This window comes from Halosimplex pelagicum, assembly GCF_013415905.1.
Taxonomy (GTDB): Archaea; Halobacteriota; Halobacteria; order Halobacteriales; family Haloarculaceae; genus Halosimplex; species Halosimplex pelagicum.
This window is the reverse complement of sequence record NZ_CP058909.1, coordinates 2362800-2384402: the sequence shown is the minus strand read 5'-3', so window position 1 is coordinate 2384402 and position 21603 is coordinate 2362800. Positions and strand designations below refer to the sequence as shown.

At 60.2% G+C, this 21603-nt stretch carries 21 protein-coding genes; 2 read left to right on the top strand and 19 right to left on the bottom strand.

Annotation, left to right across the window (positions count from 1 at the left end):
* Positions 1 to 467: 467 nt before the first annotated feature.
* From HZS54_RS11625 to HZS54_RS11590, 8 genes are all read right to left on the bottom strand, one after another.
* A complete protein-coding gene (locus tag HZS54_RS11625; protein WP_179922685.1) occupies positions 468 to 965 on the bottom strand; it encodes a hypothetical protein in 498 nt (165 codons plus the stop codon).
* Positions 966 to 1198: 233 nt separating this feature from the next.
* Positions 1199 to 1636, bottom strand: a complete 438-nt coding sequence (locus HZS54_RS11620; RefSeq protein ID WP_179922684.1) for a protein-tyrosine phosphatase family protein — start codon at positions 1634 to 1636, stop codon at positions 1199 to 1201.
* A 16-nt stretch (positions 1637 to 1652) separates the two neighbouring features.
* Positions 1653 to 1919, bottom strand: coding sequence for a hypothetical protein (locus HZS54_RS11615; RefSeq protein ID WP_179922683.1), 267 nt, complete (start codon positions 1917 to 1919; stop codon positions 1653 to 1655).
* A 70-nt stretch (positions 1920 to 1989) separates the two neighbouring features.
* Entirely contained in the window at positions 1990 to 3720 is a 1731-nt protein-coding gene (locus tag HZS54_RS11610) for a sensor histidine kinase (RefSeq protein ID WP_179922682.1), read from the bottom strand.
* 208 nt (positions 3721 to 3928) lie between these two features.
* Positions 3929 to 4678: a hypothetical protein gene (locus tag HZS54_RS11605; RefSeq protein WP_179922681.1), complete on the bottom strand. Its 750-nt coding sequence runs from the start codon at positions 4676 to 4678 to the stop codon at positions 3929 to 3931.
* Between the two features lie 2 nt (positions 4679 to 4680).
* Complete coding sequence (locus HZS54_RS11600) at positions 4681 to 5193, bottom strand: hypothetical protein (RefSeq protein WP_179922680.1); 513 nt, start codon at positions 5191 to 5193, stop codon at positions 4681 to 4683.
* Positions 5194 to 5381: 188 nt separating this feature from the next.
* A complete protein-coding gene (locus HZS54_RS11595) occupies positions 5382 to 6290 on the bottom strand; it encodes a glycosyltransferase family 2 protein (protein ID WP_179922679.1) in 909 nt (302 codons plus the stop codon).
* 46 nt (positions 6291 to 6336) lie between these two features.
* Entirely contained in the window at positions 6337 to 6654 is a 318-nt protein-coding gene (locus HZS54_RS11590) for a hypothetical protein (RefSeq protein WP_179922678.1), read from the bottom strand.
* Positions 6655 to 6769: 115 nt separating this feature from the next.
* Between HZS54_RS11590 and HZS54_RS11585 the strand changes: the two genes are divergently transcribed.
* Positions 6770 to 7519: a hypothetical protein gene (locus tag HZS54_RS11585; protein WP_179922677.1), complete on the top strand. Its 750-nt coding sequence runs from the start codon at positions 6770 to 6772 to the stop codon at positions 7517 to 7519.
* A 188-nt stretch (positions 7520 to 7707) separates the two neighbouring features.
* Here HZS54_RS11585 and HZS54_RS11580 read toward each other — a convergent pair whose 3' ends face one another.
* The 9 genes from HZS54_RS11580 to HZS54_RS11540 form a co-directional block, all read right to left on the bottom strand.
* Complete coding sequence (locus HZS54_RS11580; RefSeq protein ID WP_179922676.1) at positions 7708 to 8628, bottom strand: transcription initiation factor IIB family protein; 921 nt, start codon at positions 8626 to 8628, stop codon at positions 7708 to 7710.
* Between the two features lie 20 nt (positions 8629 to 8648).
* Complete coding sequence (locus HZS54_RS11575) at positions 8649 to 9350, bottom strand: hypothetical protein (protein ID WP_179922675.1); 702 nt, start codon at positions 9348 to 9350, stop codon at positions 8649 to 8651.
* Positions 9351 to 10925: 1575 nt separating this feature from the next.
* Positions 10926 to 11114, bottom strand: a complete 189-nt coding sequence (locus HZS54_RS11570; protein WP_179922674.1) for a DUF3592 domain-containing protein — start codon at positions 11112 to 11114, stop codon at positions 10926 to 10928.
* Between the two features lie 208 nt (positions 11115 to 11322).
* The gene (locus tag HZS54_RS11565) at positions 11323 to 12396 is read right to left on the bottom strand and encodes a hypothetical protein (RefSeq protein ID WP_179922673.1); all 1074 of its coding nucleotides are present in this window, start codon (positions 12394 to 12396) and stop codon (positions 11323 to 11325) included.
* A 621-nt stretch (positions 12397 to 13017) separates the two neighbouring features.
* Positions 13018 to 13179 carry a hypothetical protein gene (locus tag HZS54_RS11560; protein WP_179922672.1) on the bottom strand — a complete coding sequence of 54 codons (162 nt, stop codon included), beginning with the start codon at positions 13177 to 13179 and terminating at the stop codon, positions 13018 to 13020.
* 126 nt (positions 13180 to 13305) lie between these two features.
* Positions 13306 to 13656: a hypothetical protein gene (locus HZS54_RS11555; RefSeq protein WP_179922671.1), complete on the bottom strand. Its 351-nt coding sequence runs from the start codon at positions 13654 to 13656 to the stop codon at positions 13306 to 13308.
* A 269-nt stretch (positions 13657 to 13925) separates the two neighbouring features.
* Positions 13926 to 14840, bottom strand: coding sequence for a hypothetical protein (locus HZS54_RS11550; RefSeq protein WP_179922670.1), 915 nt, complete (start codon positions 14838 to 14840; stop codon positions 13926 to 13928).
* An 895-nt stretch (positions 14841 to 15735) separates the two neighbouring features.
* Positions 15736 to 16374, bottom strand: a complete 639-nt coding sequence (locus tag HZS54_RS11545) for a hypothetical protein (protein WP_179922669.1) — start codon at positions 16372 to 16374, stop codon at positions 15736 to 15738.
* Positions 16375 to 16599: 225 nt separating this feature from the next.
* The gene (locus tag HZS54_RS11540) at positions 16600 to 17889 is read right to left on the bottom strand and encodes a hypothetical protein (RefSeq protein ID WP_179922668.1); all 1290 of its coding nucleotides are present in this window, start codon (positions 17887 to 17889) and stop codon (positions 16600 to 16602) included.
* Between the two features lie 2105 nt (positions 17890 to 19994).
* On the opposite strand from HZS54_RS11540, the gene HZS54_RS11535 reads away from it, so the two are divergent.
* On the top strand, positions 19995 to 20174 hold the full coding sequence (locus tag HZS54_RS11535; RefSeq protein WP_179922667.1) for a hypothetical protein: 180 nt from the start codon (positions 19995 to 19997) through the stop codon (positions 20172 to 20174).
* Between the two features lie 189 nt (positions 20175 to 20363).
* On the opposite strand, the gene HZS54_RS26465 is transcribed toward HZS54_RS11535, so the two are convergent.
* Both HZS54_RS26465 and HZS54_RS11530 read right to left on the bottom strand, forming a co-directional pair.
* Positions 20364 to 20486: a hypothetical protein gene (locus HZS54_RS26465; RefSeq protein WP_281377749.1), complete on the bottom strand. Its 123-nt coding sequence runs from the start codon at positions 20484 to 20486 to the stop codon at positions 20364 to 20366.
* Between the two features lie 658 nt (positions 20487 to 21144).
* Positions 21145 to 21576: a hypothetical protein gene (locus tag HZS54_RS11530; protein WP_179922666.1), complete on the bottom strand. Its 432-nt coding sequence runs from the start codon at positions 21574 to 21576 to the stop codon at positions 21145 to 21147.
* Positions 21577 to 21603: the final 27 nt, after the last annotated feature.

Here is a 21603-nt window from a genome sequence, read left to right as displayed (position 1 = left end):
CGCGTTGGAACACCTTGGTAAGGTTTCGGTGCTACGGCTTACTGCCGATTCCAGAACGCCCAGCCCCCTGCTCGGCTCTCAGAGAGTGGCGGGTGATTCTGTCGCCTTACGCGAGCTCGCTGTTCAATGATGAACAACGGCAGAATCATCACGATGGTCCCGACAGTGAGGTAGAGTGCGTAACTGAAGGTACCCTGGATTGGAACGACTTGGGCGAGATACGCGAACACTGGGGCTCCCGTAGCAGAGATGCCGTAGAGACCGATGAATGGAAGAAGGGGATGGCTCGACGTCGGCTCTGTCTTCGGGAGGTAGTGATCGAGTGCGGTGAGCGTGACGATACCACTGAACAGTACGACTATCCCGTATTCGAACATACTTGTGGGTTGATTGGCTGGGTTAGCGGGCTGTCTCCTGCAACTTTGTGGGACTGAAGTAAAAAGGTGTGTCCTGAGCTAACTCCTGGCTCAGACCGACGCTGGGGACCGATTCGGATTTGGTCCCTGGATTTCATCGGGGCTTGCACTGTTCCAGTCAGCTTCCGACGGCTTCTCCGTCCGGTCTTCGAGTTGCTTGATTTGCTGCACGACGGCCTTGCAGCCAGCTTTGAATCCAGCCGTCGTCGTCAGGTGTTCTTCCATCGAGTTTGCGTGTTCGACCGAAACACGAGTGTCTTCTAGCGGTTCGTAGGTCTCGACCGGCTCGAGGTGATACTCGACGAGCTGGGACGGGTGGTGGATGACTGCGATCTCGGTGAGGTTGTTGGAATCCCCGACGGTGAGGTCGTACTTCAGTTTCCAGTTGCCTGGAAGCGCGTTTGAGGCGACCTCGTGGTCGATAACGTCTGAAACGGTACGCTTCGTGGAGACGTTATCGAGGGGGGAATCCTCGCTGTCTGGTGCTTCTTCACTGGGGGTCTGCTCTTCGACGCTAGTGATGCTGGCGAGTAGTGACGTTAGGAACATCTCGAACCCTCTACCCCAGATGGGGGGCAAAAACAACTGGCGGTACGGTTGGTCTAGGGCAGAGGGTGGTTCTCGGCTTTGTGTCGCGGCGTGCTGAGGGCGTGTGTGGTAGTTGGGTTCGGCCAGGGTGTGAACACCATCTGTGACTGGTTCCGCTCAGGCGGCGCTTGTGGCGTTCTGAGGATAGACGTATCTGGTCGGGTTTTCGGTCAGGAAGTCACTCAGCTCCGAAGTTAGTGTACGCGGGGGAGGTGAACGGAGACGTACTGCTCTGCGTAGTTCTGGTACCGTTCTGACGGGTCTGCTTCCTCTCGGACATCCTCGACCGTCTGAAGGGCTGCCTCGAACCCGACACCTCTGTAGCGGGCAAGGCCTGCTGCGCTGACAGCGACACTCCGACTGGTTCCAGAGTGGCAGTGGATGAGTACTGTCTTGTCGTTTTCGAGTGCTTGGTAGAGCCTGTTGACGGCCTCAGTGAAGTCGTCGTACGTAGCTGGTTCACCCGTGAGGCCGCCAGAAGCTGAACAGAGGTCGTAGTGCTCGTAGTCACAGGAGACGAGATCTCCTATGTTATCTTCGCAGACTGTTAAGACGAGGTCGAAATGCCCGACATCCTCTGTCATGACCTTCTTGATCTCAGTCAGCCATAATTGCTGTGTGACCTTATCCATCTTACATTCCTCTATTCTATTGGAGTGGGAAAAAATAATTACGGTCAGAATATGGTGTTGAGGCGATAATACCTATGATCACGAAGAAAGCGATGATTCCGCCGATTGTCGTCGTTGAGAGTATAGCGATAACGACGCTGAATGCGGTCACACCGCCGAGAAACGCGAAGAACTTCACAATCCACAGCAGCGTCTCTTTCGCTGCCGCTACTGCGATCGGCACGATGCTATCATCTGGACGACTCAGTGTTGGTTCTGCTACGGGCTGGGGGTCGGTACTCATAGGAACACCTTCTACTCAAACCGAGGGCGAAAAACCAGCCCGAAGGATCACTCGCTGAAGTCCTTGTGGGTCAGCTCTTGACGGTCTGCTGGTGCTCGGGGTTTCCATCCGGGTGTTGCGTTCGGAGAGAGTCGATGCCACTAATTGTGAATTTAGCACCGCCAGTTTCCTCGAACTCGCTCGCTTTGATGTTCCATCCGTGCGCCTCCACGATCCGCTCGACGATGGCGAGTCCAAGACCGGTTCCGTCTGGTGAGGTCGTTGCTCCCTTCTGGAAGATGTCGATGCTATCGGGGAGTCCAGGCCCGTCATCTGCGATGTAGATTTCGCCCTCTTCAGGGACAACGCCGACAATGATGTGAGAATCTGGACCAGCATGTTCAGCAGCGTTACGGAACAGGTTCTCGAATAGCGTGTAGAGCCGATTTTTGTCGGCGTAGACGGTTGTGTCTGCAAGACCGTGTGATTCGAGAGTTGCGTTCTGCGTATCGCTGATCCGCCACGCATAGTTGATCGTGTCTGGGAGGTTGACCGTGTTGCGTTCCTCGATGGCTTGTCCTTCACGGGTGAGGGTGAGCAGGTTCTCGATCATCGTGTCCATCCGGTCGAGCGCGTCGTCGATATCGTTGATGTACCGGTGCTCTTTCTCGTCCTTGCCTTCGAGCATCCCAATGTACTGGCGGGAGGTGGCGATCGGGTTCCGTAGGTCGTGACTCACGAAACTGGTGAAGTCTTCGAGCTGGTCGGTCTGCTGTTCGAGGTCCTGAGCGTACATTTTCAGGTCAGTGATGTCGTTCAGGACGATGGTGGTCCCGTAGAGCCGGTCACCTTTCGCTATTCGTTGGGCAGAGAGTTGGTATACTCTGTATTCGCCCTCGGGAGTCGTGGTCGTGATCTCGTTAGCGTAGGTTCGAGCACGTGATTCGCGGTCGATCGACTTCACGAAACTTGGATTGATGTCTTCGATTTTCTCGCCGAAGCTATTTTCGACATCAGGGAAGAGATCCCGTGCGGCGGCATTGTAGTCGATGACGCTGCCGGTTGAGTCCATGATGATGATCGGTTGAGCCACCGAGGAGACGATATCTGTCCGGGAGATGGGGTCAAGCGTGAGTAAGTCCTTATAGAGGACGAGGTACCCGAAGCCGGCGATGATGAAGACGGCGCTGAATCCGAAGGGGCCAGCGGCAAAGGTCGGTTCGTAGAAGATGTATTCCGCGAAGTGGATGAACGACGTCCCCCCAGCGATGATGCTGAGGGCGAGGAGTTGGTTGCGGGTAACACGACTGGAGTTGACCATCGCGACGATGAAGGTGATGGCGATGGCGAAGTTCGTGGCGTAACCGATCGCAAGGAAGGCTGGGAGGCCGAAATTGGCGAGGGCATAGGCATAAGGGAAGGGGTCCGTCGAGACGCCATAGCCCACGATGATGAGGTGGTGGAACGGGTTGGTGATGGAGACGAGGATGAGAAAGAGGTAGATGCCGTAGACGAGTTTGATGACGCGATCGCCGACACGGTGGTAGTATCCAGTGAAGTGGAGAGTGAACAGCGCGAATGCAAGTCCAAGGAACCAGTGCGAGGGTGCTAAGAGGAAGAGCCCAGCTTGCATCAACTCTGGTGAGGAAGACGCGATGACGAGGAACGACGAACCGATGAAGGAGAATCCCGCTATCGTCAGGTAGAAGAGAGAGTTCATAGTCCCTGTATCCTGTCTCTGGTATGTGAGGTAGCCCATACCGACGAGGATGAACAGGGCAAAAAGGTAAATCAGACTGATAATTGCCTGTAGTATATCCATCCTAGAACTATAGATGGGTTCCATGATTAAAAAGTATATGTGTTAACTTTCCAGTGATTGAACAGTCTAATCGATTATGTGATATTAAAGGAGTTCCGCAAACTGGGGGCTTCAATAACTCGCGCTAGAAAGCCGATTCTACTAGTAGAAAGAGAAGTTACTGCGCTGAATTAATCGGCGGTGACAGTTCCAGCCGGTGTAGACCCGTCTATCCATCGGTGTGCTCGGCTGCGATCTGGAGTTCATCGCTGTTGAGGAACGTTGCTGGCGTCTGAATCTGGACTTTCCAGTGAGCGACCTGCTCGACGTGCCACGTCAGAGCGTCCCCGTCGTAGTCGTCCGGTGTTCGTGCAAACTCGTCGTCTTCTCGGAGCTTGCTGGAAACGATATGCTCCGGCGGATTCAGGTGATACTCCACCTTCTGCTCGACGCTCTTCTGCCAGTGTGGGGCGGACTCGGGGACATTCCCACGCCGGGGGACGAGGTTCGAGTAGACTGGTTTGTCTTGGTAGGTGTCGATGATCGCGCAGACCATCGGGTAATCCTTCCGTCGGGCAGTCTGGGAGTGTGTCCCGTTGGTCCGGCTGTATGTCTTCCGAATTGTATGCCCGGTCGCGTTCCGGTTTCCAGTCCCGCCGTAGGACCCGAAGATGTAGGCGTCGGCTTCTGTTCGCGTCTGGAACGCCTTCTTGCCCTGGTGGTGTCCGCCGGCAGTATGGTACGTGTGGATAACCGGCAGGTCGATTTTTTCGGTGAGGGTATCGAGCCGGGTGCCGAGGTCGAACGAGAGTTCGACATCGTGGTTGACTGCGTAGTCGCGAAGTTCGTAGTACCGACAGTCGTCGCGAGAACACGCCGCGATCGTGTAGGACGCGAGAACGGGGTGGTCGGTATGCTGTTCGCGTTCGAGCGCGGTCTCGTCTTCGTGCTGTCGATGTGTGAGCCTATCTGGGATCATGGCTATTCCGAAGCGATGTCCACGGCAGGGTGATGGAAGGCGTTACGCTCTTGCCCCTCGTAAGCGACCTGTTCGTGGGTGAGGCCAGGAGTCTGCGTCTTGATGAGCTGGGCGAGACGGCTATCGATTCGCCAGAACCCACCATCAACGTCGAAGTCATCGATCGACGACCCGCTGATGAGGACGTCGATTGGCGTGTAGCGACCCGCCGGCCCACTCTTGAAGACGACCGTGATTTCAACACCGTCGTCGTCGAGTTGTTCGCCGGTTTCTGGGTCGACGACGCGCATGTTTAGCACGCGGTCGATGACCGTAGCGAGGTCGAAGTTGAAGGGGTACACTGCGTCGATATCTTCGACGTCGGTGTAGGTACGGGAGGCGAACAGGAGATTTCGCATCTCGTGTGTCTCCTTGTAGCCTTCCGCGTCGATTTCGATGCTAAACTCGTACTGGTCCCACGGGTCAAACGGATGGAGGCCCGTGCTTGCGCTGGAGTATGGTTGACTTTCGATCATGGTCTTGGGTAATGGATCTACGTATCACGTATGTCGAACTGTGAGGGGTTACTCGGATGCCGATACGCCGCTGCGGACTGGACGGGACAGGAAGCGATCCTCACTCACGGTCTAAGTATGCTATCCTCCACCCGAAACGAGGAATAAAAACAGCGGCAGAACGGTCAGGAGCGCCAGCAACTACGCAGTTACCGGTCGTTGAAGACTTCTACGTCGAACTTGCTTTCCCAGCGGTAGCGGCGGCCGTGCCACGTAAACTCCTTGTGGGCAAGCCCGTACAGCGTCATCACGATCGACGCGAAGAAGCCGGGGAAGGCCAACAGGAACGTCCAGCGCCGATAGCCGAGGTACCAGTACGCGAGCCCCGAGATGGCGGTCGTTCCGACGATAGACACGAGGGGGTTCAGGACGGTGACCACAAGGAAGATGGCGTTTGTCACCAGGACAGCGATGATGTCCATCGGTGAGTAGTACCATATCCCCCGCATGAACCGGATACCTCGGTTGAGGTAGCTGTCTGGCGAACCATCGGTTGGGACGGCGGTTGTGAGGCTGGTATCGAAATACACGTCGTCGATGTAGTGTCCCATCAGAAGGTCGTCGGCGACAGTCTGGCGAAGATCGGCGTTCATCGTCTCGATATCGACGTCGCTCCGCTTGAATCCGAGTGCGCCGCCCCAGATGGGCGTTCCTGTCAGAAAGATGCTTAGCCCGAACAGGAGGACGGGAGCGTCGAGTAGGAAGCCGACGAAACTCTTGATCTGGAAAAATGGAATTGTCGACGCTGCACCGTGTTCCTCAACGTTGTCGACCATCCGATCACGCCAGTCAGCTTCCCGGTCGAAGTCGCCGTCGGTACAGATGATGATCTCGTCTTCCGACGCTTCGAGCCCAGCTGCCACGGCGTTGGCTTTCCCGGAACAGCTCTCGGGTTCACCAGCGGTCTCGATTCGAACGCTGTCGTCGGGAACTTCGTCGACGACGGGATCGGTCTCGTGATCGCAGACGATGATGAACTCGTCCTCGGGCTTGACCTGTTCAAGCAGGTCATCACAAGAAGATGTCCACTCCGTCGTTGGTAGTATGATGCTCGCCATTTGCCCCGTGCTTTGGGAGTATAGTATTTAGATTAGCCGCTTTCGACTAGATGAATCGATCTTCATCTGGGACGACCTCGCGGAACATTCGTGCTGAACAGAAGAACGCGCTGTTGCCTTTCGAGAGTCGGCGAACGAAGTTCTGGTATTCATCGCCCGGCGCGTGTTCTTTCACCTCCTGGACGAACTCGCGTAGTTCGGATTCATCGCGAACGTTGATCGTCGTCGCGATATCGTCGTCGTGCGAGCCGTTATGTGACTTGGCGATCGAACGCCCTCCGTCTCTGGATTCGACGGCTGAGAAGGACACACAGCCGGGGCACGCGACGTACAGTGCGACGTTCTTGGTATCTTGCTCTGGCATACTAACCTCTCCACTTCACCGGAGGGTAGAAACCGCCCCACTGTAGTTGTTCGTGTGGTCTTCCCCTGGCGCTGGTGGAGGTGCGTTTTAGTACCGGGGGGCGTGATTTTAGTGTATGGCTTGGCTTGAGGCGCTCTGGGGGATAGGCTTCGGTTTGGCGCTCGGGATCTGTGGCGTCTTCTGCCTCGTCGAAGCAGCGAGGATCTTCGGGCAGATCGCTATGATAGGGGACGCCCCAGAGATGGATGTGCGGTCGGTGCTTCAGGGCAACGCAAGTGGAATCGTCAAGCTTGCCGGGGTCGTAAAGAAGGGAAGATTCACGGCAACCGCGCCCTGCTCGGGAACAGAGTGCATTGCTCACAGGACGACGGTGAAGTACTTCTCCGAGTGGAATAGCCCACGGTGGCGAACGGTCACGAAACAGGTGGGGAAGTCGGACTTTATGCTAACGGACGGTACCGGCGAGATCGAAGTCTCGGCAGGTAAGTTAGGCGACAGCGGGGTTAGCCCAACTGCCGAAGAGACGTACGACACCCCAGCCGATCGGGAGGTGGTTTCCGAGCGAATGCGGACACTGCTAACCCGAGACGATGGGGAGCCGTATGAGACGGTCCAGATGACGAGCCGCGATCTGAGAGTGCAAGAGCGCCGTCTGGAACCCGGTGACAAGACGACGGTTCTGGGGAAAGTCCAGCAGCAGTATGACGGGGCGAGGTTTGACTGTATCCAGCTGGGGTCCGTGAGCCGGCGTGGTGCTTGGATGCTTGCTGCGAAAGGTGTGTTCTTGGGGCTTTTCGGCGCGTTCCTCGTTTCTGTCGTCTGGTTCGTGTCGGTTCCACGGTTCATCAGCCTCCTGCCCGTCTGAGATTGTGGACGAACTGAAGGCTAATCGCCGAAGTATGGTTTTGGTGTCAGATGTTCATCCGACCGGCGCAGCCGAACGCGCTCGCGGGTTGAGCGCGTGAGGAGGGGGAGGTGACCACCGGGAACCTCCGGCTCCGGTGGGAGGGGCGCGTGCAAAAACGACCGGGAGAGGAGGCTTCCAGCGTCACTCTAAGGCGGGAACGAATCAAGATGCTTGGAGAGTAGCTCCCACTGGTTTTCGTACTTTTCCCTGAGTGCGCTTGTCGAAATATCGAGAGTGGACGCGATATCGTTCTGTGTGTAATCAGAGCCGTAGTACTGGCTGGCATTGTAGACTGCTGCACCAGCGATAACACCGGGCTTGTAACCCGAAGCCTGTGGGTCGTACTCTGTATGGTGAACTGCAAGGCGCATCGCGAGCTCTTTCTCATCAGCAGTGAGGCCTAATGACTCACTAGCTTTCTCCACTTCTTTCGACGGGTCTGTGAGTGTGGTGACATCGATAGGAAGGAACTTCTGGAAATCCTTTGTTCGGTTCCTGACCATTTTGGGGTAGATGGAGATGCCTGTAATGTCTGTAAAGGAGTCGTGATATCGGAAATCAGAGTACGAGGATGCAATGCCGTTCAGTTGTTCGACGAGGTAAACTGCAGCTGCCGCTGAAGCAGTGTGGTCGTGGATGTCTTTGTCTCTATTCTTTTCGTACTGTTTGTGGAGAGAATTGGCCTGAGTCTGTAGTTCCTCGGGGAGATCTCGAACAAGAGAGAGGACGCCAATAATGTCTGAAGGGGGATGGTCCTGTATGAATTCTGGGCCGGTTTTCGATAGGTGTTTGTTGAAAAAGTCGATGAGTTCAACTGCACATTCGATGCGAGAACCACGGGATGAGAGCTCGATCTGGAGGCCTTTATGTAAAGCGCGCCAACCACTCCTATCGACTTTGGGACTGATGACCGCAGCAGAAGAGTCTCGAACCTCAATAACGATGTCGAACGGTTCACCGCTATAGCTGGGAATATCTTCGTCAACATCCGAGCGGTGAAGCGTTGGAGGGTCGCCTGATCCAAACTGCCATTCATCCGAGTGATCTGCAAGCTTGTTTTCGGTCATATTTACGGAATCGTGTTTTTTTACGCTTCGGAGGGGTATTTGTAGTCGGGGTTGAGGACGGCTGACGCCTCGAACGTCTGGTGCTCGTCTACCGTGTACGCTTCCGGCGTCCAGAGCGGTGTTCCGTCCAGCGCGGTGAGCACATCGTAGAACGCCTGAATCGCAGAATCGGTTTTGGCCACCCCGAGGTGTGTGTACGGGTCGTGCATATCCTGCCCATCGACGAACCCGACGAGGTGTGTGGCGGTACTGAACTTGACATCAGTGGGGGTCGCGCCTGTGTTGACGGCGGTCTCGTCCCACTCGTAGCCCCGCTCGATTGTTTGGATGTCCCCGCCAGCCCGCTCGCCAGTCACGTTCTCGTAGTATTCGACGCCGTTCGCGTCGGAGAGCGCGGTTTCGTCGTCGGTATCGGTCGTGAAGACGTGGACTGCTTCGGGCTGGTCATCAAGGACATCAGACAGCGCCCCATATGGACGCTGATAGAAGCTGGCCGTTGGCGCGACCTGGAATGGGTCGGTCGAGTCTACTGTATCCGGGAGAGGGACGCTGGATTCGTCGTCTGCCCCCCACGGTCGCGGAACGGTGCCGTCCGTCGCGATGGGTTCCGGCCCGTCGTACTTGTCGAGCGCCACGCCGTCTTCGGCGTCTACAAGCGGAAGCTTCCCGAGGAACAACGACACCTCTGACTCGAACTCAAGGATGCAGTAGTACGTATTCATACTCTCACTCCGATCGGAGACTATAAACCCCACTAACGGCCGATAACGGTGGCTCCGGGCACCGGGTGAGTGGGGGCACCGGGAAAGTGAGCAGCGAAGGGCACCGGGAAAGTGGGCAGCGAAGGGCACCGGGAAAGTGGGCAGCGAAGGGCACCCGGAACTAGGGCAGTTGAGGGCACCAGATACGAGGGTAGCAGCGGGCACCCAGTAATTGGGCAGTGAAGGGCACCTGATGTGGGGTGGTTAGGGGCACCGGAGAGTCGGGTGGTTAAGGGCACCGGGTTTGGAGGGCGTACACGGCACCTGTTCAGCCAGTCTTTGTAGAACTGAATGATCAGTTGGAGCGTAGGCCGGTATAGGGAACCGCCGCATCGAGCTCACTGAGGAGACATCTGAGCCGCTTCGACGGATGGGGGCCGCTGATGGCGTACTTGGGTGGCTACCGGCACCGGAGATACAGGCCGCTGAGGGCACCGAGAAAGTGGGTAGCGAGGGGCACCGAGATAGGCGGTGTCTGACGGCACCGAGGCATCTGACGATCAAGGGCACCGGGCAGAAAAGGGCACCCGGACTGTAGGCAGCTACTGGCACCCCGCTTGGGGGCTGTTGTCGGCACCTCGAAAGGGCACCCAGCATGAACCCCAGCCTCGAAGCGGCCTTCGCCACACGCAGGCCAGCGACACGCCTCGGCTACGTCGGAGGGTGCCTGTCTTCGCTGCGGCCCGATGAACGTAGCTAACTTCTGGTCAGGCCCTGAACCTGTCAACCGGCTACCGGCACCGGGCCATCGTGGGCACTGTTCCAAGAGTGGCGATCGAACGGTCTGTACCGGCACCGGGCTGTTGTCGGCACCCTGATCCCGTTGGCTGTTGTGGGCACCGGGCACCCGGCTGCTGTTTGCCAGGAGCGATTGCCAGACTTGGCCGTGAGTAGTCCGAACCGGCACCTGACGCTGGTCGCTGCGGCTTGACCTCACGCTCGCCGAGTGCATCGGAGCCGGGTCGGTGGCCGTTGAGGGCACCGGGTCCGCTTCGGCACCTTCTGCACTACGGTATTCGTCGAACGGCGTACAGGCCGGGTGGCCGCGTTGCACTCCCCTTCGCTGAGTCTGTCGTTGGCGACCCCCCAAGTTTTGAACGAACGGGCACCGGTTGAACCCCCTTCCGCTGGCTGGCCCAGCCGCTCTTGGACTCCCAGAGGGCTGTTGTCGGCACCTGCTTCTCATCAGGGTCTGAGGCTCTGGTCTTCTACCGTAGATAGTTGATGCACCCGCCAACTGTACGAAGAGGTCGATCGAGCCAGGAACACGTTGCCGGCTTCTGACTTGGCCTCGGTCGGAGGCATCCGGCACCCGGCACCGGACGGTAGCCGTCGGCACCGGGTTTTCGGCGCTGGCCGGTGCCACCGGGCCTCCATCTGCTGTTCTTGATGGCTTACTCGTTTTCTTCCGGTGCATGGTCTTCGTGACCCCGAACAGGGACTTCGCCGGCGACCGCTGGCCACCGAACGAGCCAGCGGTCGGGCTGGGCTTGGCGTTAAGCACTCGTACTCCGCTAAGGAGACTGGCGAACATCGTTATCGAATCGATGGTCCGGCAGGCCCTGCGTCGATCGACGGCCCTTGCCGTTGCAGGACATCGCCCTGAAGTAAGGCGTCGTCCGGCGCTTCCGGGTCGTAGAATAGCGTGACCGACCGGCCTTCTGTTTCGAGATCGGTGTGCCGGTCGACATCGTGGATACCGTGGACCGGAGGTTGTTCGCCCATTGTTGATACCTCGCATTTGGTGAGCTGGCTTCTGTGTTGCTCGCCGTTGGTGTGAACGCTGAATGGATGCCACGTATGGGAAGGAAACTACGTGAACCGAGTATGCTGTGTCGGGTATGAAAAACGAACCCACAGCGAGTGATGAGTGGAGTGTCGGGGGTTACGGAAGCCAGATTAGGCTACCGGATGCGTGGCTGCGTCGAACGCCTCAGTCGGCACTCGCAGGCTGGCCGGCGTCCGCGTTGGCCGCCGGGGGCTCGGGAGCTTCGGCTTCGCTGCTCTCGACGTCGAGGCCCATGAACTCCAGATCGTCGTCGGAGTGCATCTCGCGCAGCTCCTCTTCCTGCTCGTCGGTCAGTTCGCTGGCGTCGATCTCGTCCGTCTCGAGGAGGTACCGCGCCCAGTCGATGATCTGGTCTTCGTCCTGATTGCAGGAGACTTCGAGGACGGTGCCGTTGCAGGAGGACGGGTACTTGACCCAGGGGTTCTGGCCACGCGCGGCCTCGACTGCGGCCATCCCTCGGTCGGAGCCGTCGTGGAGGAAGACCGCCGCGTCCACGGTCGGGACGTTGTCGAACCAGTCGTTGTAGAGGCGCTCGTCCGTCTTCGCGCGGGAGCGGGCCTTCGCACGGTTGATTCGCGACTGGTCGACCTCGCCCATCGGGATGGCTTCTCGGTGCTCGCGGATACGGAGGTCGAAGTGCTCGGCGACCGAGAACTCGTCCTCGCTGGCATCGAAGTCGTCGTCCACCGTCTCCAGCGCATCCGTCATGTGCTCCCGAAGCGAGCGCGTCGTTTCGACCATCTCGCCCGCATCCTGGTCGTACACCTCGACTTCGACCTCCTCGTTGAGATCGACGTGTTCCATGACGAGCTTCGCGATCGGCTCGTCGTCCGTGTAGTCCGAAGCGTCTTCGTCCTCGCCGGCCTTCTGCTCAGCCGTGAGCATCACGCCTTGCGTCTCTCGGTTGCCGTCGTCGTAGGTCTCCGGGGCGTCGTCCAGAACACGGCGGAAGTCGATCCCGTAGTACTGGACGTCCGGGAGCGCGTCCTCGTCCAGGCGATCTTCGAGCTCCTGTTCGAGAGCGAAGTTCTCGCGAACGACGACGTTGTCCACGCGCCGGCCGTTCATGCCGGCGATGGACTGAATCGCGCCCTCGGCCTTGTCAGCCAGGGCTTCGGGGTTCTTGACGTACCGCTCGTTCCCGGCGAGGCCGAGAGCCGCGACGAGAACGTTGAGGTCGGAATCGGTGCTACTCTGAGTGTCGCTAGTGGCAGACATCGTTGATCACTGTGTTTACCGCGAACTGCGAACTGCCGAAGGGACGTCGACGTAGAACTCACGACACGCCACGTCATCTCCGAGATTCCCTTCACCCAACTCGAGGGATACAAACCCCCCGAGTCGCGCTTCTCAACCGGGATTTCGCAGGAGGCCAGTGCCTCCAGTCCGCTCTGGACTGAAGATGACTCGCTTGCCTGCTCTTCTCGGAACATCCCTTCACTCCTAACGAGGAACACAAACTGCCCTGCGGCAGCCTGCTTACCACCCTCGATCTGGGACGAATGGATGGGCTGCTGCTCGCCGTGTCGCTCCATCTCCACGCGCCCTCCACCCCGACCGGGGGACAGAAACATCCCTGCGGCGCTTGCGCTGGCACCACTGAGATGTCCAGCACCCACACCAGCTGGTGCGAGGGGCAGCGGACGAACGCGGGTTGGACGCTTCACGGGAGAATCCCTCCACTCCAATCGAGGTTTATAAACCACACTACGCAACTCTCCTCAACTCCAGCGTGAACTATGGACCGGCACTACGTTAGGAACGAACCGAGCATCGAACCGGTCAGGATGAACGCCAGGAGGAACAGGCACGCCGACAGGACGTACCCGGTCAATCGGTTCACCACTCACCACCCCATCGCTCGCTCATCGACTGTTGAACGTGGTTCGCTTCCGCCGACGGGTCGTGGGCGAAGGCGTCTGGGTCTTCCGCACGATCGTCGAGAACGTGGTAGGTGGGTTCGACGTTCGGCTCTGCTTGTGAGTCGGTGTGTTCGCTCATTGGTGACCTCCGTTGATCGTGAACTTCGGTTGATCGTCGTTCAGCGTCTGTGCGTTCGTGTATCCGCACGCCGGACAGTTACCCGACGCTTCGAGCGGCCCGCAGCCGTTCGGACAGTGCGGCCAGCTACCCATCGATCTCCACCTCCAGTTCGGCCTCGGTATCCTCGTTGAGCACATCGACGCGAACGTTCTGCAGAAGCGCCTTCTTCGACTCGTCCCACTCGGGCCGGTCGATGATCGCGTGCCCGAACTGGTGCTCGCTTTTGGTCGCCGGAACGCGCTTGACCAGTTCGACTTCGAGGTCGTCATCGAAACCAGTGTAGACAGCGCGGAACGTCGGATCTGAATCGTCTTCTGCAGCCTCGATTGGCTTGACTTCGGATTCCGGCTCGTGCGTGTTCGTCAGGTTTGGTGACCCGATTCGCGGTGCTTCTTGCGTGCTCGACGTCTGCTCTGTTGCTTCAGGTTCGCTCATGTGAAAACCCTCCACCCCAGATGGGGTATAAAAACGAACGTGGGACGCTGTCAGAGAGGGTGTTTGCGCTCGGCCTAACAGAACAGAGTTCCCTCCGGCGCAGCCGAGCGCGGTTGCGGTTTGACCGCGCGAGGAGGGGAGGAGGGGCGGGCGGCGGCTGTCCGCCCCTCCGGGCTTCGGGGGAGGGACGCTGAGCCGACTGCCGGGCGGTCGGTTGGCCCCCGCCCGTCGAGCAGCATCCAGCAGCAAAAAGGGGGCGTGTTCGGCGCTCAGTCGTCGGCGGGCGCTGCGGCTTCGCCGGCGACGGCCTGGGCTTCTGCTTGGACACGCCGCTCCTCGTCGCTGGAGTCGTCTGACTGAACCGGGACGCCGTGGTTCTCGAGCTGGTCCTCGTCCAGCGTCTCGTTCAGCCGCGCGACCTGACTGTCGGAGAGATCGTCGGCCTCGAGCTGGTCGCGAACGAGCATCGCGTGCGTCCAGTTCAGCACGCCGTCCTCGCCGCCGCTCATCCGAATCGAGCGAACCTGCCCGTCGCAGGCCGTCGCGTACTTGACCCAGTTGTTGTCGCCACGAACGTCCGTGGCAGCGTCTTCGTAGGTGTCCGTTCCGTCTTCGAGGATGACGACGTGGTCGGCCGTCGCCGCCCAGTCGAAGTAGTCGTTGAGGAGTTGTTCGGTCGCTTTCCCCTTGGATTTCGCCTTCGCCCGGCCGATTCGCGATTGGCCGTCTTCTTCCTCGTCTTCGATTCGGGAGAGGACATCGCCGTCCACGTACTCACGACGATCGTCGGACTCGTTGAGGTCGAACTCGGCGGCGACCTCACTGCCGTGGACTGCTTCGATGTGCTTGACGACCGGCTGCCCGTCGCCGATCACGCTGGGGATGTCGAACTCGTCCTCACCCTCGTCGTCGAGGAACGTGCGGAAGTCCATCGAGTGCGATTCGACATCGAGGTCGGTGTCGAGGTTCTCTTCGACGACTTTGGCCAGCTGGTAGCTCCCACGGATGACGATATCGCTGATGGGGCCAGTGGCCGCTGAGAGGTTTTCGAGTTCGGCTTCGACCATCGCGACGAACTGCGCCACGTCGCGGATGTAGTACGGATTACCGGTGATGCCGGTGGGGATGACGGCGACGGTCTGGTTGGAGTCGGTGCTAGCGTTGGTGTCGTTAGTTGCGGACATCGTTGTCTGGAAAGGGTCGTTATCGGTTGTTTCGAGTACGATTCATCGCGACCGACTGCTCTGTGTAAGCCTCCCTTCGCCCCAACCGAGGGCTAAAAATATCGTGCTGCGCTCCCGCCAGCGGAACATCGGGAACTGCTCCGACCCCCGACGAGGTCTGTGCTCTCGCGGGCTGGGAAGGCTCAGGATCGTTCATAGCAACTCTTCTTCCACTCAAACCGAGGAATAAAAACCACGTCTACGCTGTCGTGCTGACGACCGTAGCGGCTGGGTCGTGTTGGGGTGAGGTTCGATCCGCGCCATTCAGGAACTCGAGAATCGCTCGCTGTTCTTGCCGAGTCGGTTCCGAACCACGCAGAATCTTGAGGACTCGTTCGGCTTGAAGTGCGGTTGCTTTGATGATGTCGTCGGGCTGCTCGTCTATCCGATTCAGTTCTCGCTTCAGGAATTTGTTGAATTCCATTCTGCCCAAATCGAAGGGTAGAAACTTGCTATCGGGAAGGCGGGAAGAGATGGGTCGGATACTGACTGGGCAAAATAGAGGTTGCTTCGGCGCAGCCGAACGCGCTCGCGGGGTGAGCGCGTGAGGAGGGGGAGGCCGTCGCAACTACGTCCGTCGGACTCCGGCTTCGGCGGGAGGGATGATCCGCAGGGACTGAGGGCAAGCTCGCTCGCTTGCGGGTTGAGCGAGCGTGCAGGCCGCAAGTGGAGCGTCCCCCCGAACCCCGGAACTGTCAGGGGCGAGGCGTTCTCAGAACGCCGAGGGGTGAAGGTCGCCACTGCGTGGCGACCCAAACGGGTGTGCAGCCCCCGGCGTGGTTTGCCGGGGGTGAACCCTGTTGGGGACCGCTGCTGAACGCGAAACATCGAGCGGCGCTGTGGCCCACCCGCCCGTCTACAGCTCGTCGAGCGACTGGAGCGCGGCATCGACGGCTACGCCGATTTCCGTCTCGTCGAGGTCGTGCTCGTAGGCTTCACGGAGAATCGTGCGCTTGATGGTCTGCTGGGCGGCGTTCGTCGACGCTTCGGAGTCTTTCTGGAGTTGCTCACGAACGCGGGAGAGGACGATCGCCAGCAGCGGGATGATGACGCGCTTCTGGTCAGTCCAGTCATCGCCGCCGACGCTCGAAGTCTCCGGGTTGATCTGCTCACCGAAGTAGGCCTCTTTGAGGTCCGACGTCGAGAGGTGGTTGTCGGAGACTGGCTTCTCCAGGTCGGCGAGCGCCTCGTTGTCGCCGAACCACGCGGGGTACTTGCTCTGGAGTGCGTCGAGGACGATCTCGACGGCCTCGAACTCGTGGAAGGTGACAGGTGTGGACTCTTCGCCACGCATCACCGCCTCGTTCTCGATGGCCGCGCCGAGATGCGAGATCATCCGGTCGACCTCACAGCGGGACCCGCGATGCTGGAAATCGGTCAGCTGATCGTAGACGGAGTAGTCGAGATCTTCGAGGCGAGCCGGCACGAGCTCGCTGATGTCGGTGCGTTCGAGCGTGCGAATCTGCGTCGTCGGGGCGGAGCCTGCGCCTTTCATAAGTACCCTCTACCCAAATCGAGGGCTACAAACTCTCGCCGCTGTCGATCCGGCCAGAGTTCGTGAGTTTCGGTCCTCCATAGATATAGAGATCCTCCCGGCGCAGCCGAACGCGCTTGCGGGTTGAGCGCGTGAGGAGGGGGAGGCGACCATCGGGAGCCTCCGGCCTCGGCGGGAGGGGCTGACGCGCATATGGGGAAAAAGAGAGAGCCGCGACCGGCCCGACTACTCCTCGCGGAGCGATTCAGTGTAGTCCTCGATTTCGTCCTCGGTGATTTCCCCACGAATCCAGGCGTTGATGGCGTCCACCTTCTCGTCGCTGATGTCACCGTCCACGTCGCCTTTCGGAAGGTCCGACTGAGTCAGCCAGGCGTGAGTGTCCGAATCTGCGCGCCACGCGGGGGGCTTGTGCTCATCGCTCGACTTGCCCATCCGGGGACGGTCGCCATCTCCGTGTTCGATGTGATGAATCTCACATTCGGCGTCCACCGCGAGCGTCGTCTCCCACTCACCGTCGCGCTGATAGGCGTTGACCTTCGCCCGGTTTACCTCGACGACGTCCCCCTCTCGGAGCAGCGGTTTGTCGCCCGACTTCTGCCAGATGGTGATTTTGACGGGTTCGTTCGTATCGTCCGAAATCAGCCCAACCTGCCGCTGGCCACTGCCTTTCGGCTTCCAGAGGACGTCGATGGTGCCGCGAACCGTCGTCTGGTACTGGTCGAACGGGTCGATTTCCGCAATCGGCTGGATGACGTCGGGGAACTTCTGAACGTGCTCCTTCACGGCGAGCGTGGCATCGAGGACCGAACTCCCTTTCGCGACTCGACGAGCGAGGAGTTTGGCGAAGGAAGCGCGCCCGAGCGCCGTGCCGACCGTGAACTCGTCGTTCAGCCGGTCTGCTTGTTGATTGACCTGAGCCAACTGCTCCTGCGTCAGTTCCTCGAACGGGTTCTCAGGCCCGGTCTCGACGTCCGGCGCTTCTTCGCTCGTCGTCTCTTGGTAATGCGTTCCAGACGTGACTTCCTCCCTGCATCGCTCGGCCCGGCTCAGGATGTTTGCGTCTTCGTCCTCCTCTTCAGACGACTCACGAACGCTCTTGAACCGTTCAGCGAGCGCGTCCGAGCGACGGTCGGCCTCGGCTTCGCCCTCGATGCGTTCCTGAGTCGCGAGCGTGTACGCTTCTTCGTTTAGTTCCGGGTCATCGAATCCCCGAGGCGCACGTCGGGATTCACGCCGACTGACCTGCGCTTCGACGCCCACGTCGCCCACGACCATCCCGCCTTCCGCCTCGTGCGCGTCCTTGAACGCCGTCGTCGCAACCTCGGTCCCGACCGTCACACCGCCGCTCATCGGCGTCCGTCCAGTTTCCTGATTGCTCCAGACACCGTCCACGTTGACGTCATTATCTTGAATTCCGTACGAGCCAGTTTCCGTAACGTCGATGTTTCGCGTCATAGATACGAACACTCCACTCCCAATCGAGGCGTAAAAACCAACGTGCGGTGCGAAACGCACCAACGCGCGGTTCGATGCAACCGGTCAACCGCCCGCGACCGGCCTGCACGACCCGACTGGGGTCACCCCCCTCTATGATCTCAACCCCCCGCAAAAGTTGGAAGCAACTGTGCGTTTTGGCCTCTGAGCCGGCCGATTCGGGGCGATGGGACCCACAAAGCGAGCACGCTACGGCGCGCAGCGACTGGGTGAATCGCCCCGAATCGAGGACCGGGTCAGAGCCACAAGCTGGAAGGGAACGCGCTTCGAGCGGGGCTGACGCCGCCGATACCGGGAGAAGGGACCCGCCGAAGGCGGGTAGTGTCTGCCGGTATCGTGGTCGGCGTTCAGTCCCTGCGAGTGCGCGTTCCAACCGGCAAGTGGTCTCCCCAAAACGTGCAGTTGACATCCGACAAGTGTGGGGGGTGGTTTACACTTAAGCGGCCGTTTCGCCACGAGAGGCAGAGCTGAGCCAGCCGATTTCGCGGGATGGGACCCGCGACGAAGGAGCGGGTGAATCCCGCGAAATCGTGGACTGGGTCAGGTCGCGTCTCGTAGGCGAAACGACGGCCTCGCGCGTTTGAAATAGCGCGAGGCCGTCGGTTATCGAATCGGCCGAACTGACGGCGAGAGCCGGTCGATTTCGCGAGATGGGACCCGCTCGCTTGCGGGTTGAGCGAGCGGGTGAATCTCGTGAAATCGTGAACCGGGTCGCGGCGGCAAGGCGGCCGATTCGCAGGAACCGCAGCCGCTTAAGTGTAAAGAGATTACTGTGGGCTCTGCCGATTCTGGGGGCTCTGCCCCCACCCCCAGAACGACGCCCGGCGCGTGGCCTGGCCGCCGAGCGCCGTGAATTGCGAACCCGCCCGACTGCGGTCGATTCACAACGTGAGCCCGCCGCGCACTGCCGATTCCAGTGGAAGGGACCCGCGAGCTTGCGAGCGGGTAGGGTCCGCTGGAATCGGGAGCAGTGCGCGGTGGGACGAACGCAGATGAATCGTGACCCGCACAAAGGGCGGGATTTCGCGCGAGCCGTCGGCTGCGAGCCGGCGATTCGTCAAGCCAGCGCGGTCTCTGAGCCGGTCGATTCGCCGCGCGAATCGTGACCCGGCTCAGTGCCGCTGGCTTAGGCGAATCGACGATTTTCCGCAACCCAGCGAGGTCTCTGAACGCCTCGATTTCGCCCGCGTCAGGCCGCGCAGCGCAGCGAGCAGGTCTGACGCGGGTGAAATCGGGATGGTGTTCAGTGCCGCTGGGTCAGCGGAAAATTGCTTATGGTCGAGTACGACCGACGGCGAGAACAGCCGCTGAACCGGTCGATTTCGGGTGATGGGACCCGCGAGCGGGCGCTGCGGAGAGCGAGCGGGTGAATCGCCCGAAATCGTGACCCGGTCCGGTTCAGCGGCTGTTCCGAAGCGCGAAATGCGAGCGGGCAGCGAGCGAAGCAATTCGCGGCGCTCGGCTCGCCAGGGCACGTGGCAGGCATCGTCCCGACCCGGTGGGTTGGCCGCTGGCCCGCCCGATATCAGGAGAAGGGACCCGCGCCGGTGGGCGCGGGTAGTGTCTGCTGATATCGTGGTGTGGGCCAGCTCGCCAACGCGCCGGGTGCGCGGCGTGCGGTTTGCGCCGCGCAAGGGATCGGCAGAGTGAGGAAACCTGGTCGTAGCACGACCCGATGTGACGGCAGCCCGTCGAAACCGTAAACGAGCGGTGTTCCGAGCCGCCGGAGATCGTCGGAAGGGACCCGCGCGAGGGCTCGCAGCGCGGGTAGGGTCCGCCGATGTCCGGTGGGTCGGGACCGCGCAGTACTCGGTTTCGGCGGGCAATGTCACATCGGCTCCCGTGGGTTGGCTCCTGAGCCGGTCGATTCGCCGCGCGAATCGTGACCCGGCTCAGGAGTCAACGCGCGTGGAGCAGTGTCCCGGAAATCAGCCGACGTTGTTACGCGGTGTTAATTTTCCCACCGTGCGGGCTGAGCGATACAATGCAGCGAGCGGGGTGGACCGCGTCCGACCCCGCGAATCTTCGATTCGCTCACGTGTGGTTGGGGTTCCTGGTGGACTGAAAGGGCGAGACGCACTCGCGGTCGCTGAGCCGGCCCCTATCCGGTCGCGGTTTGACCGGATATGTCGCTCAGCGGGACCCGCGAGCGCGGCGAGGGCTTTCACCTGTTAGTGGACAGTGATGTGGCCGTCGGGACACTCGAACTCATGGAGCACATCGTCGTGGACGACATCCCGAGGGATGCCGATTCGGGAGTCGGGGATCAATGTCGCCTGTTCATCACAGTGAGGAAAACGACATGAGGTAGATCTCATGGTTCTCGCCCTAATCGGTGGGTAGAAACGACGGGGCTGGGTTACCCTCCGGCGCAGCCGAACGCGCTCGCGGGTTGAGCGCGTGAGGAGGGGAGGAGGGGCGGGCGGCGGCTGTCCGCCCCTCCGGGCCTCGGGGGAGGGTAACTGAGCAGAACGAGAAAAGCCGCGCCGGGCGCGTCAGTCCCGGCAGGTCGGGCACTCGCCGCCGTAGTACGACTGTCGCGCGAGGTCGAACGTACGCTCGCAGTCGTCGTTTGAACACTCAACGATGTCGGGATCGTGGCGATGTCGTCGCGCCATACGCGCCCCGCTACCCCGGAGCGCCATAGTGGTTACACGGGGTCGCGGTTTGACCCCGTTGGAGGCCATTATGGTGCTCTGGGAAGACCGGGCGCTGGCGCGACGACGACGATGTGACAGTTCCGCCGCGCCTGAGTGCGGGCGGTTGACCGAAGGCGCGGCGGCCCCAACAGATACAGATGCCCTCCGGCGCAGCCGAACGCGCTCGCGGGTTGAGCGCGTGAGGAGGGGAGGAGGGGTGGGCGGCGGCTGTCCGCCCCTCCGGGCGTCGGGGGAGGGCAACTCATCGATAGTGGTGCGGTTGCGGCCGTGTTTCTGCGGTCGGCGGGTGATAGCAAAAAGGGGGGCGGAATCGGCGGTTAGAACCGTTGGGGACGACCCGTGTCGATAGCCGAGCTGGTCGAACTGACCATGCTGTCGTGGACACGCTCGTCAACGTGAACGACGTTCCCGCAATCTGAACACTGGTAGCGTCCGTTGCCGATCGGCTGAGTGTTGCACTGGTCACAAGTCATTGATGGCGACCTCTACCCAAATCGGGGTGTAGAAATTGCTGCTGGCGATAGGTGTTCAACCGGGGAGTGTCTCGCTCGGGGACAGCCGGCTGTGGTGTCTTACCAAGTCGTTCCAACGGGTGTGTCCAAACGGCTTGGTAAGGTCACGGAACGCGGTGCTGGCAACCCGACCCGAGGCACTGTTCGGCCTGAGCGACGTACTTTGGCTCGTTCGGCTTCACGGCCTTCGACGCTGGGATGACGCGGAGGAAGAACTCGAGCGTATCACCACAGTTCGGACAACCATCCTCGAGTCGGAACCGCTTCCGGTCACCGTCGAACCCTTCGTCTTCAGTGCTGTGAGTTCCGAACCGGCCGAGGTCCACGCGATCCTCCGCTAGCGAGGGTTCGCCCGTTGGTCTGTCGGGGTCGTCGAGTTCGTACCAGCTACAGTCGTGACAGGCCCAGCCGCTCGTCGTCTCGTTCGGCCCACCGTGGACGCACATCGGCTCACGGTATACGTCGCCTCCACAGTCGGGGCACTCGTCGGGGCGGTCGGACTCGGTCTGACTACTGCAGGTAGGACTCTGACTCATGTTCTTCACCCGAAACGGAAGGTAGAA